Annotated in this window: 10 protein-coding genes; 6 read left to right on the top strand and 4 right to left on the bottom strand. The window is 58.2% G+C overall.

Annotated elements, in window-relative coordinates; all coding sequences use genetic code 11:
- The first annotated feature begins 165 nt into the window (after positions 1-165).
- The gene (locus HMPREF3011_RS04635; protein ID WP_070841236.1) at positions 166-1,602 is read left to right on the top strand and encodes a hemolysin family protein; all 1,437 of its coding nucleotides are present in this window, start codon (positions 166-168) and stop codon (positions 1,600-1,602) included.
- A gap of 3 nt (positions 1,603-1,605) precedes the next feature.
- The gene (locus HMPREF3011_RS04630; protein WP_070841235.1) at positions 1,606-2,643 is read left to right on the top strand and encodes a hemolysin family protein; all 1,038 of its coding nucleotides are present in this window, start codon (positions 1,606-1,608) and stop codon (positions 2,641-2,643) included.
- Between the two features lie 64 nt (positions 2,644-2,707).
- Here the strand turns inward: HMPREF3011_RS04630 and tpx are convergent, their stop codons facing one another.
- A complete protein-coding gene (gene tpx / locus HMPREF3011_RS04625; RefSeq protein ID WP_070841234.1) occupies positions 2,708-3,205 on the bottom strand; it encodes a thiol peroxidase in 498 nt (165 codons plus the stop codon).
- A gap of 174 nt (positions 3,206-3,379) precedes the next feature.
- On the opposite strand from tpx, the gene HMPREF3011_RS04620 reads away from it, so the two are divergent.
- Positions 3,380-3,664 (top strand): Lrp/AsnC family transcriptional regulator, encoded by a 285-nt coding sequence (locus tag HMPREF3011_RS04620; protein WP_005511316.1) that lies wholly within the window; start codon positions 3,380-3,382, stop codon positions 3,662-3,664.
- A 39-nt stretch (positions 3,665-3,703) separates the two neighbouring features.
- On the opposite strand, the gene HMPREF3011_RS04615 is transcribed toward HMPREF3011_RS04620, so the two are convergent.
- Both HMPREF3011_RS04615 and HMPREF3011_RS04610 read right to left on the bottom strand, forming a co-directional pair.
- Positions 3,704-5,431 (bottom strand): FAD-binding dehydrogenase, encoded by a 1,728-nt coding sequence (locus HMPREF3011_RS04615; RefSeq protein ID WP_038625529.1) that lies wholly within the window; start codon positions 5,429-5,431, stop codon positions 3,704-3,706.
- A gap of 117 nt (positions 5,432-5,548) precedes the next feature.
- Complete coding sequence (locus HMPREF3011_RS04610; RefSeq protein ID WP_070841233.1) at positions 5,549-7,003, bottom strand: class I SAM-dependent methyltransferase; 1,455 nt, start codon at positions 7,001-7,003, stop codon at positions 5,549-5,551.
- 186 nt (positions 7,004-7,189) lie between these two features.
- On the opposite strand from HMPREF3011_RS04610, the gene HMPREF3011_RS04605 reads away from it, so the two are divergent.
- On the top strand, positions 7,190-8,611 hold the full coding sequence (locus tag HMPREF3011_RS04605; RefSeq protein ID WP_070841232.1) for an NAD(P)/FAD-dependent oxidoreductase: 1,422 nt from the start codon (positions 7,190-7,192) through the stop codon (positions 8,609-8,611).
- A gap of 92 nt (positions 8,612-8,703) precedes the next feature.
- Here HMPREF3011_RS04605 and HMPREF3011_RS04600 read toward each other — a convergent pair whose 3' ends face one another.
- On the bottom strand, positions 8,704-9,267 hold the full coding sequence (locus HMPREF3011_RS04600; protein WP_224786555.1) for a PaaI family thioesterase: 564 nt from the start codon (positions 9,265-9,267) through the stop codon (positions 8,704-8,706).
- 114 nt (positions 9,268-9,381) lie between these two features.
- Here HMPREF3011_RS04600 and gndA point away from each other — a divergent pair, with 114 nt between their 5' ends.
- Both gndA and HMPREF3011_RS04590 read left to right on the top strand, forming a co-directional pair.
- Positions 9,382-10,824, top strand: coding sequence for an NADP-dependent phosphogluconate dehydrogenase (gndA, locus tag HMPREF3011_RS04595; protein WP_210401640.1), 1,443 nt, complete (start codon positions 9,382-9,384; stop codon positions 10,822-10,824).
- 47 nt (positions 10,825-10,871) lie between these two features.
- A complete protein-coding gene (locus HMPREF3011_RS04590; protein WP_070841230.1) occupies positions 10,872-12,485 on the top strand; it encodes a bifunctional hydroxymethylpyrimidine kinase/phosphomethylpyrimidine kinase in 1,614 nt (537 codons plus the stop codon).
- Positions 12,486-12,527 lie beyond the last annotated feature (42 nt).

Below are 12,527 nucleotides of genomic sequence, written 5' to 3'. Positions count from 1 at the left end.
CTCCGACAGACCCGATACGTCAGACACGTCAGATAGAGCTGACTCGTCCGACGACCCTGAGCCTCGAGCCAAGGTAAACGGGCTCTCTGTAGCCGCAGTAAGCGCAATAACCGTAGCAACCGCAACATCCTCAGCGAACGCAGCAAACACTCCAGGTGATGCCGCGTGATTGTATCCGCGCTCATTGTATTCGCAGCTTTTCTTTTCCTCGTTTTCGCCAACGCAGTTTTCGTTGCTGTCGAGTTTTCCTACCTCACGGTTAACAGAAACGACGTCAAGAAGGCCGCAGACTCCGGCTCAAAGTCCGCATATTTAGTAGACCGTGTTCTATCACGCCCCTCTACTAACCTCTCCGGCGCACAGCTGGGAATTACGGTCACCAGCCTCGTCGCTGGTTTCCTTACCGGACCTTCCCTCGGCGTGCTCCTCGAAGCCGCTTTTGGTGGCACTAGCGTCTCTCCCGCCACCGTCACTGCAATCAGCACTACGGGCGCTTTCATTATCGCAACCTTCACTCAAATGGTCTTTGGCGAACTCGTTCCCAAAAACTGGGCCATCGCCGAGCCCACGAAAGTCGCAAACCTCGTGGTCAGGCCGCAGAATGCCTTCATGTTCGCATTCGGCTGGCTGGTCTGGCTGCTCAACAGCGCGGCTAATTGGGTACTAAAACGGCTCGGCTTCTCCCCTGAGGAAGAGGTTGCCAGTGCCAGAACCGCGGAGGAACTCCGTGCCGTCGTCACGCACTCTAGCGATGAAGGAAAGATTAACCCGCAGACCGCCGAGTTGGTGGCGCGATCGATTGAGTTCGGCGAGCGCACGGCGGCTGATGTGATGACGCCACGCACGCAGATTATCTTTATCGAAGATCAAAGCGTCGCAGAGATGCTGACGGTCGTCGCAGATTCTGGACATGCACGCTTCCCCGTCGTTGGCAATAGTGTCGACGACATTCGCGGCGTGGTGCACTACACAGACCTGCTCAGCGTGCCACACGCACAACGCTTGACGACGTCAGCTGCGAGCCTGGCCAAAGATGTACTCGTGGTGAACGATTCGACCACACTTGATCCGCTGATGCGTCAATTGCGTGAGGATGCATACCAGTTCGCGGTTGTCGTCGATGAGTACGGTGGCACGGACGGCATCGTGACTCTGGAGGACCTCGTTGAGGAAATCGTCGGTGAAATCGATGACGAACAGGACGATCGTTCGTTGCTCTACAGCCGGATTAGCCCCAATACGGTGATTGTTTCCGGTCTCATGCGCCCGGATGAGCTGGGAGAGATTCTGAATCTGGTTTTGCCGGAGGGCGACGAATCCGACACGATTGGCGGATTTATTACCGAGCGCTTAGATCGCATGCCGCGTTTCGGCGACACTGTCACGGTCGAAGCCACCGACCACGAAAACCTCGATCAGGAAAACTTGCCTACCACCGCTGAAGTCGCCTTCCGAGTAGAGCGCATGGCGCGTCACCGCGTTGGCCGTATTCGTGTCCAGGTGGACCGCGTCGGCAACAAGGTCGCGCACAGGGATGAAGGCGCCGATCAGGAAGGCACCAGTCACAACCACGTCGAGCACAACAGCGAACAGGAGGGCTAAATCATGCCACTACTTACTCTTATTTTGCTGTTAGCCCTCAATGCCTGGTTTGTCGCTACTGAATTTGCGATGGTCTCGGCTCGCCGCGACCAAATTGAACCGGATGCCGTCAGCGGCTCTACCAGCGCAAAGTACGCGCTGCGCGGTATCGAAAACGTGTCAGCCTCCCTGACGGCAACACAGCTTGGCATTACCGCCTGTTCCCTGCTCATCGGTGCCGTCGGTGAGCCTGCAATTGCACACTTCTTCGAGCCCTACATGACAGCACTTGGACTCCCCGCGGGCACCGCCCACGTGGTTGCGCTGGTGTTGGCGCTGCTGATCGTCACTTTCTTACACATGGTTGTCGGCGAAATGGTGCCGAAGAACATCGCTATTGCGGCCCCCAGCCCGACAGCGAAGTTCGTGGCTATTCCGCTGTATGTGATTGTGCGGCTACTCAACCCGGTTATCTGGGCGATGAATACGACCTCGAACATCGTGGTTCGTAAGGTTCTTCGCGCCACTCCGAAGGACGAGGTCGATTCCTCCTTCACCGCTAGTCAGGTACAGGATTTCGTCGCCGAGTCCGGGCGTCAGGGGCTTCTCGACGATGACGAGCTCGCACTCCTTCACAAAGCTCTCGGCTTCGAGCATCTCACCGCCGCGGACGTCACTATGGAACTCGACACCCTCGTCACCATTGACCCCGACACCACTGTCGCCGACATCGAAGAGCTCAGCGCACGCACGCGATTTTCCCGCTTCCCCATCACTGATACCGACGGCAGCTTCATCGGCTACATTCACGTCAAGGATCTGCTTTCGCTTGACGACGGTCACCGCGACCAGACCTTCCCGCGGAATCTGATTCGCACCTTCGCAACCGTCAGCCCGAACGCCAAGCTCCAATCGGTCATGCGGCTTATGCAGCGCGAGCAAGCTCACTTCGCCTTGGTGACAGAGCGAAATAGTACTTCGAAGAACTCTGTCAACGGAATCGTTGCACTGGAGGACGTACTAGAAGAGCTCGTCGGCGAAGTGCGCCAGGCAACAGCCTAGCGAGACCGCCGACGAGCCCCGTCGATTCCAGCTGGTTACTTGCTGCTGCGAGCTAGTTAGCTAATTACTTCAGCGCAGCCAGCGCGGAGTCGTAGTCCGGCTCCGTGGTGATCTCATCGACCAGCTGGTTGTAAATAACCTTGCCCTCTTCGTCAGTGATGACTACGGCACGAGCAAGCAGACCTGCGAGCGGGCCATCCTGCTGGACAACACCGAAGGCTTCGCCGAAACCGTGGCGGAAATCCGAGGCAACCTCAACGTTGTCCAGGCCTTCTGCAGCGCAGAAGCGGCCGAGAGCGAACGGCAGGTCACGCGAAACATTAACCACGACGGTGTTGTCCAGCCCAGCAGCGTCCTCGTTGAAGTGACGCACCGAAGCTGCACAAACACCGGTGTCTACAGACGGGAAGATGTTGTAGACGACCTTCTTACCAGCGAAGATCTCCTTGGTGACCTCCCCGAGATCGCCACCGGTGAGGGTAAACTCCGGAGCCTTGTTGCCCACCTGGGGCAGGTCGCCGGAAAGCTGGACTGGGTTGGACTGAAATGCGGTTTGTGTCATAGCGCCCTTTTTACCGCCTTTCGTCAGGATCCTCCAGGCTGTTTCCTGGAAATCAGTAGAATCGTGACAGAAATGAAATTCCGGGCCGCAGTATCTTGAGTAATCTTGCGTATCTTGCGGTCCGGGCCACGCTACTCAGCGGGCCCCACGTTTAAACTCCGAGGAAAGGCAGCCATGAGTTTGATTACCGCAATTGTGTCCATCGATGTCGAAGCTGACAAGATTCCGGAGGCCGCCGAGACCATCGTCGAGATCGACGGCGTGACTGAGGTCTACTCCGTTACTGGCGACTGGGACCTGGTCGTCGTGGTGCGCGCAACTAACCACGATGATTTGGCGGAAATCATTCCAAACCTCATCAGCAAGGTCGACGGCGTCATTCGCACTCAGACTCAGCTGGCTTTCCGCACCTACTCTCAGCACGATCTGGAAAGTGCATTCTCCATCGGGCTGGAGTAGTCGCGGATTCTTCCACCGAACCGTGCCGGTATGCGGTAGCTACTTAACCACTTCCGCCATCGCGCGGCCTGCCTGACGGCCACTGAAAATACAGCCGCCCAGGAATGTGCCTTCCAGTGCGTTGTTGCCGTGGACGCCGCCGCCACCGAAACCAGAGGCCTCGCCTGCGGCGTAGAGCCCCTCAAAGGGAGTTCCGTCGGGGTGCAAGCACTGACCGTCGAGGGTCGTCTCAATGCCGCCGAGCGTTTTGCGGGTCAGCATGCGCAGACGAATAGCAATCAGCGGGCCGTTCTTCGGATCCAAAATCGGTGATGGCGGCACAGAGCGGATGATTTTGTCCCCGAGGAAGTTCCGGGCCACGTTGACGTAATTGACCTGGTAGTCCTTGGAGAAGGGATTGCCGGTCTGCATGTCGCGCTGACGGATCTGCTCCTCAAGCTTCTCCAAGTCAATCTTCGGCGCTGCAGCTCCGGACTCGCTGCCCGAACCAGACTCTCCGCCCGAGCTCGCTTCCACGATCTCGTTCATCCCCTCGACCAGCTTCGGCAAATCGTCGGCAACCACCCAGTCTTCGCCGTTATCCATAAACGCCTGAATGGGCGCGGCGACACCAGAGGTCACCTTGCCAATCAGCTTCTTAATCTCCTTGTCCGTCAGATCCGGATTTTGTTCTGAGCCAGAGAAGATAAACTCCTTGGCCACGATGTTCTTATTCAGCACAAACCAGGAGTAGGAATGTCCGGTAGCCAGAATGTGCTTCATCGTGCCGACAGTATCCGCGCCCGGAATATACGGCGCAGGCAGGCGGTTTCCCTCTGCGTCGAACCACATGGCCGACGGTCCCGGGATGATACGGATACCGTGGTTCGGCCACACTGGATTCCAGTTCTTCATGCCCTCGGTGTAATGCCACATGCGGTCACGGTTGACGAGGTTTGCGCCGGCTTGCTCTGCAATCTCAATGCCACGGCCGTCAACATGCTCTGGCACACCGCAAACCATGTCCTTCGGCATCTCGCCCAGGCGCTCGGTCGGCCAGCACTTACGCACGGCTTCCAGGTTGCCACCGACACCGCCCGTCGCAATGCACACGGCCGACCCGTGGATCTCAAAGTCTTCCCCTGTTTCCTCGCGTGACGACGCCACTCCTCGCTCTAAAGATTCACAGGGAACCAGAATCTTGCCACGCACGCCGACGGCGCGGCCATCTTCTACAATCACCTCATCAACGCGGTGGCGATGGCAGTATTCCACCAGCCCCTTCTTCGCAGCTTCAGCGACCGGCTCTGCGAAAACGCGGACAATCTCGGGGCCTGTGCCCCAGGTCAAGTGGAATCGGGGTACCGAGTTACCGTGACCGTCGGCACGCCCTTCACCGCGCTCAGCCCACCCGACGACAGGCAGGAACTTCACGCCGAGATTGCGGAGGTAGTCGCGCTTCTCCCCCGCCGCGAAGTTCAGGTAGGCCTTGGCCCACTTGCGCCCCCAGTTGTCTTCCTCGCGGTCGAACTGCGCGGAGTTGAACCAGTCAGCTTCAGCGAGCTCGCGGTTGTCCTTGACTCCTAGGCGGCGCTGCTCTGGCGAGTCGACGAGAAAGATTCCTCCCAACGACCAGAAAGCCTGTCCGCCAAGGTTGTTGGCATTCTCCTGATCGACAAGGATGACCTTCTTACCTGCCTGCGTGGCCTCATACGTCGCGACCAATCCGGCAAGTCCGGCGCCGACGACAACAATGTCTGCAGTACGTGTGGTGCTCTGTGCGTTCATAGTTTCGTTTTTAGACCCTAAACACCGCCTTTGAGGTGGTTTTGCCTAAAAACGTGATTTATTTTTGCAGGCTCTATTTATCTAGCGAATTTCCAGCGCGTCCGGAGCTGCCCGCTGCTAGTGAGGCCTGCGTGGCGCATGCACGAGTTCGACCTGCACGAGCGTGACTTTCTCTGCACGCACGAGCGCTTCAAACAGCGACAGGTAGTAATTCCACATCCTCCGAAACACTCTGTCGTAGCCGATACCAGCGGCTTCACGCGCATGAGCTGCAAATAAATCGCGCTGGAGCTGCAAGGTCGTCGCGAAGTGCGAAGGAATGTATTCCTCCGCCGCGATGCGCAGACCGGTTTCCCGGTCAACCATCTTGCGCAGCTCTTCCATGGTGAAAAGTTGCAGCTGTGGCCACACGTAAGCGCGTACGAGGTCCAAGCTACGCTCGGAGAGCGCGTCGAATTTGTCCGTAGCTACCACCATTTGGACGACGATAGTGCCGCGATCGACAAGCAGACGCTCGGCGCTCTTCAGCCAGCGCAGCGCACCTGCACGACCGAAGGTCTCCAGACGCCCGACGTTGATAACCGCCTCGAAGTCAGACTCGAATTCGCGTGGCGACGGAATGTTGCGATCCATCTGGATTACATCTACCGCGCCGCGCAATCCAGCCTTTTCCACCCGTTCCAGCACCGTGCCGGTGTGGTCATCTGAGACGGTAATAACCTCCGCACCCGCTCCCCTTTCTGCAGCTCGAAGTGCAATTTCTCCGCCTGCCGACGGCCATTCGGCTACACGGTCGCCAGCCCGCACTCGAGCGAGATCGAGCATGTGCTCAATATTGCGCACCTGGGCATGCAGAAAATCAGCACGTGCGACGGATTTTGGGGCATCGACATAAGTCACGTCAACTGACCAGTGCGAGGGAACCCCACCCTTGCCCGCACCGCGGGCATAGTTGGGAATCTGTTCACGCGACGAGGTTCGCACTCCGGAGGCGAACAGGCCAGAACCACCCATCAGCAATTCGCCGGAATAAAGCTCCAGCAATGAGGTCGGCAACTCTCCCGCCATATCTGGCCCATCGAGACGCGGGCGTGAACGCGCGACTTTCATCAGACCACGTGCCAGCGGCCCCGACGAGGCAATATCAAACTCGGCGCTGAGCAGTCGGCTGAGAAGCTCTGGCAAGTCATCACTGGACCACTCGCCCGCGAGATAGGACTCCCCCAATCCGAGCCATTCTGAATCAGCTAGTCGAGAATAGAAAACAGGATCAATGACGCTGAAAACGACTGGACGCAATGTGACGGAATCATCGGGAGATTCACTGTCACTGCGGGAACTGGCGCCACCGACACCGTCGATAGCCAAATCGGCGTCACTCGTCGACCGAGTAATGAAGGACTCCCCGACAAACTCGCCGGATTCAACCAGTTCAATGCCGTTGTTCTGGCAGAGCCGCTCGAATGAGCGCTCCATTACGTCAGCACGTTTCGCTAAGAAACGCCCCTCTGGAATACGCGCAACCCGAGGCCATCGCTCTGCGTCAATTGCCTGCCGGCTTGCCGAATTCACCCTGCCCGAACCTCCTAACAATCGCGCCGCATAAAGGTACGAATAACGAACTGAGTTTGCTCTCGAATCCTACCGCGCAGGGACCCAGAATAGGCGGTGGCGCACCGAGAGGATTACTATTGTGGCTTGCCGGCTAAAAGCCGAATCAAAACTTCGAGAACTTTAAAGTCTGTGAGGAGAAAATACATGACCGAGACTCCGTACCGCCCGCACTCCGGACGTCCGCACGTGGTCGTCATCGGTTCGGGTTTCGGTGGCTTGTTCGCGGCGAAGAAGTTGCAGGACGCCGAGGTCGACGTCACTCTCATCGACCGCACTAACCACCACCTGTTCCAGCCGCTGCTCTACCAGGTAGCAACGGGCATCCTTTCCTCGGGCGAAATCGCACCGTCTACTCGCACCATCTTCGACGGTGTTCAGAACGTTCGTGTTGTCAAGGGCGATGTCACCGACATCGATGTCGAAAAGCAGGTCGTGACTTCCGAACTGGGTCACCAGACTTCCAAGTGGGAATACGACCACCTCCTGGTCGCCGCTGGCGCTGGCCAGTCCTACTTCGGCAATGATCACTTTGCCGAGTTTGCTCCGGGTATGAAGAACATCGACGATGCACTCGAGATTCGCGCTCGTATCATTGGCGCATTCGAGCGCGCCGAGCTGACCGACAATCCGGCCGAGCGCGAGCGTCTGCTGACCTTCGTGGTCGTCGGTGCTGGCCCGACCGGCGTTGAGCTTGCTGGTCAGCTGGCCGAGCTGGCTAACCGCACTCTCGCATCGTCTTACCGCAGCTACAACCCGCACGCTGCACGTGTCGTGTTGCTCGACGGCGCACCGCAGGTTCTGCCGCCGTTCGGCAAGCGTCTGGGCCGTAAGGCTCAGAAGTCCTTGGAGAAGATGGGTGTCATCGTCAAGCTGGGCGCGATGGTCACTGACGTCAATGAAGAGGGCGTCACCTACAAGAACATGAAGGATGAAACCGAGGAGTTCATCCCGTCGTTCTGCAAGATTTGGTCTGCCGGCGTGTCCGCTTCCCCGCTGGGTAAGATGATTGCCGAGCAGACCGGCGCCGAGACCGACCGCGCTGGCCGCGTCGTTGTCAACGAGGACATGACAGCTGGTGACTGCAAGAACGTTTACGTCGTGGGCGACATGTCCAACCGCGAGAACCTGCCGGGTGTTGCTCAGGTTGCTATTCAGGGTGGCGAGTATGTCGCTGAGAACATTGCTGCCGAGGCAGACGGCCGCGATGTCGCGGAGCGCCAGCCGTTCGAGTACTTCGACAAGGGCTCCATGGCAACCGTCTCCCGCTTCTCTGCAGTGGCGAAGATGGGCAAGGTTGAGGTCTCCGGCTTCATCGGCTGGGTCCTGTGGCTGGCTGTCCACCTGATGTTCCTGGTGGGCTTCCGCAACCGTCTCGTCTCCTGCGTCAGCTGGGGTCTGAATGTTCTGGACCGCAACCGTTGGCAGATGGTTTCCACCCGCCAGCAGATGTACGCACGCAATGCAATCAATCGCCTGGCCGAGCTCAACAAGGACAAGGCTGAGCAGGATCTGCCTCTGGAAGTTCGCGACACCCGCCGCGAGCACCGCGCAAATAAGAACAAGTAGTTAACTTGCAGGTGGCTAGGTTAGAAAACAGCTAACCAAGGTTAACCACCTGCGAGTTCCCTATCTGGCCCGTTACCACCTATGACGATTTGCTACAGCGGCTTGTCAAGTACCGCAATTCGTAGGTTGGTGCGGGCCAGCAGTTTTTCATCTGCCTTGCGGGTGTGCTCAATGCGCCACAGTTGCATGGTGCGCCCCAGGTACTCCGGCTCCGCAGTAGTGACAATTACCTCGCCGGCCCGGGCGGAGCGGTAAAAATCGGTGTTGTTGTTCACACCGACGACCGGCTTCTTCGCACCGCAGGCAACGAAACCAGCAATAGAGCCAGCAGTCTCACCTAGCGAGCAGTAAACACCGCCATTGGCTAGGCCCCACGGTTGCAGGTGGTCGGGCCCGACTGCGAGCTCCATCTGAATTCGCTCCGGCCCGACATGGACAAACTTCGTGCCCAGCAGCGTATCTAGACCGCCGATTCCGTTATCGCCCAAGGTGCTGTTAAAAACAGCCAGCTCCTCATCGCTCAAGGCTTCCTGGCTAGCCTTCGTCACCAGTGTCATATACTTGCGCAGCCCCTTCCTCTTCGCCTGCTCGGCGGCGGAATCTGCAGAGTTAGAGTCCTGTGAACTGCCATTATTCGCAATAGTCTCGTCAGCCATGCCAAACATTGTGCCAGCGCACGCCATCACTTGTGGCAGTTTTAACGTTAAAACCAGTAACAAATTCTGAGTCCCAGATACAACGAACCCTGGCCAGGCTTTAAGATGGTGGGCATGACCGATAACAATGAACTCGCACAAATTGGTGTCGTCGGGCTCGCCGTCATGGGCTCGAATATCGCGCGCAACTTCGCCCACAAGGGACACACAGTTGCCGTGTACAACCGCAGCCCGGAGAAAACTCGCACCCTCATCGCTGAACACGGTGATGAAGGCTCATTCATCCCGTCCGAGACCATCGAAGAGTTCGTCGCTTCGCTGGAGCGCCCGCGTCGCGCTCTGATTATGGTTCAGGCAGGTGCCGCTACTGATGCGGTCATCGATCAGCTTGCCGACGTGATGGAGCCCGGCGACATCATCATTGATGGCGGTAACTCTCTTTACACGGACACCATCCGTCGTGAGAAGGCTATTCGCGCCCGTGGCCTGCACTACGTTGGCACTGGTATTTCCGGTGGTGAGGAAGGCGCTCTGACCGGCCCATCCATTATGCCGGGTGGCACGAAGGAGTCCTACGAGTCCCTCGGCCCGCTGCTGGAGTCCATCTCCGCTCACGTTGATGGCGTTCCGTGCTGTACACACATTTCCTCCGATGGCGCTGGCCACTTCGTGAAGATGGTCCACAACGGCATCGAGTACGCGGATATGCAGGTCATCGGCGAGGCCTACCACCTGCTGCGCGAGGCCGCTGGCCTCACCCCTGCCGAGATTGCAGATATCTTCCGCGAGTGGAATAAGGGAGACCTGGACTCCTACCTGGTCGAGATCACCGCTGAGGTTCTCTCTCAGGTCGATGAGAAGACCGGCAAGCCGCTGGTGGATGTCATCGTGGATGCCGCTGGACAGAAGGGCACTGGCCGTTGGACAGTAAAGGCCGCTTTGGACTTGGGCATTCCGGTAACTGGTATTGGCGAGGCCGTGTTCGCTCGCGCCCTGTCTTCTTCCCTTGCTCAGCGTAAGGCTGCGCGCAACCTGCCGTCGGGAAGCCTGGCTAAGGCCCCGGAAGATCGCGATGCTTTTGTGGAACGCGTCCGTAAGGCTCTCTACGCTTCCAAGATCATTGCCTACTCGCAGGGCTTTGATGAGATTAACGCTGGCGCCAAGGAGTACGGCTGGGAAATTGACCGCGGTGCGCTGGCAACCATCTGGCGTGGTGGCTGCATCATTCGCGCTCAGTTCCTGAACCGCATCAAGGAAGCGTACGACCGCGATCCGGAGCTGCCGGCGCTGGTACTCGACGAGTACTTCCGTGACCAGGTCACCGAGTGCCTCGACGCCTGGCGCGATGTTGTTGTCACTGCAGCACAAATGGGTATCCCGGCTCCGGTGTTCTCCTCCTCGCTGGCTTACTATGACGGCCTGCGTGCAGAGCGCCTGCCGGCAGCGCTGGTTCAGGGGCAGCGTGACTACTTCGGTGCACACACTTACAAGCGCGTTGACCGCGAGGGCGCTTTCCACACCCTCTGGTCTGGCGACCGCTCCGAGGTTGAAGCATAGTGTTGAAGTCTGTCGCTTCACACTCTTGAAGTTAAAAGGGGTCTGAGATGCCATTTCCATTGAAGGCGAAGCCTGATTTTGTGCCACGAGTTCTTTCCATCGCCGGCACAGACCCAACCGGTGGGGCTGGACTGCATGCCGATTTAAAGTCAATTGCTGCCGCCGGTGGTTATGGCATGGGCGTGGTCACCGCTTTGGTATCTCAGAACACCGTGGGCGTCCGTGCCGTCCACACCCCACCTGTTGACTTCCTCGTCGAGCAGCTGGCTGCTGTGACTGAGGATGTCACCATCGACGCGGTGAAGATTGGCATGTTGGGGTCACGAGAACTCACGCAGGCCGTCACCAGCTGGGTTCAGGAGACCAAGCCAGCCGTGGTTGTTCTCGATCCGGTTATGGTCGCTACCTCCGGCGACCGTCTGCTTGACGAAGATGCCATGGATGCAATGCGGGACTTGGTCGCGGAAGCCACCGTCATCACGCCGAATGTTCCCGAACTGGCGTTGCTTGCCGACGCCCCGGAGGCCAGCGACTTCACTGAGCTGATTGAGCAGGCGCTGGAGTTCGCGGGCAAGAACGATGTCATCGTGATTGCAAAAGCTGGTCACTTAAGTGATGAGGAAGCCGGAAATGCCGTGGCATCCCCCGATGGCCAGGTTTTCTTCAGCTCTTCTCCCCGCATTCACACTGAGAACACCCATGGCACGGGTTGTTCGCTGTCCGCTGCTCTCGCCACACGGATTGGTGGAGGCTCTGCGATCAATGATGCCCTGCGCTGGACTACGCGCTGGCTCAGCGAGTCCATTCGTTTCTCGGATAACCTCAACGTCGGCCAGGGGCACGGCCCCATTGACCACGGCCACAGGGCTCGTCGCCTGGAAAAGGTCGCGCTTCGGCGAATGCAACCAGTACATCTGAACTCCAGTTTTTCCCCAGGAGCCATCGAAGGCACTGACACTGCGCAATCGCCAAAAGAGTTGGAATCTTTCTTCGGGCGCTCACTCCAGATTGCTCCGGCGGGACCCTTTACTTCCCAGCTGTGGCGGGATATCGAAGACATCATTGCCGAGATTGGCGGAATGTTCAGCGTACCCACGATGCTCCGCGGCGACCTTTCCTCGGAAGAAACCAACTTCTTCGTCGCTCAAGAGGCCTGGTACTTACACCAAGTTTTCCCAGTCCTGTCACATCTGGCGACCAAAGCACCCTGCCCAAAGGAACAGGTTCTGTGGTCATCGGTCGCGCAGGAAGCCCTGGTGCGTGCGTTGGAATTGAGCAATAACACGCTGGAAGAGGCTTCTTCGGCGCTCGAGGACATCGAGCCGACAACCATCACGCAGCTTTTGCTGGACGTGCATTCTTCCTGTAGCGCTTTCAATCCATATCGGGTCGCCGTAACCAGTATCGTCGCCGAAATGTGGGTTACAGCCGAGCTGACTCTGCAAGGAAAATCGCTGGTTGATGGGGATTCCACGATTGCGGACTGGGTGGAGGTGTATTCCGACCCCGAGTATGTTGACAGTGTTCAGCAGGCTCTCGAGGTCCTTGAAGAGAATATGTCCACGGCCAGCGATGCGGAGCTCAAATCTATCCGCAACATCTTCCGTCGAGCCGCCGTTCTTGAGCGCGAGGTCTATGCGCAACCGGGTCGCGGTTGGTAAATCTCATGGGACGGTAGTTTCCAGTTCACCGGACGTGCCTAT

It is taken from the genome of Corynebacterium sp. HMSC074C04 (assembly GCF_001838295.1).
Classification (GTDB): Bacteria; Actinomycetota; Actinomycetes; order Mycobacteriales; family Mycobacteriaceae; genus Corynebacterium; species Corynebacterium amycolatum.
This window is presented reverse-complemented; position numbering and strand designations above follow the sequence as displayed.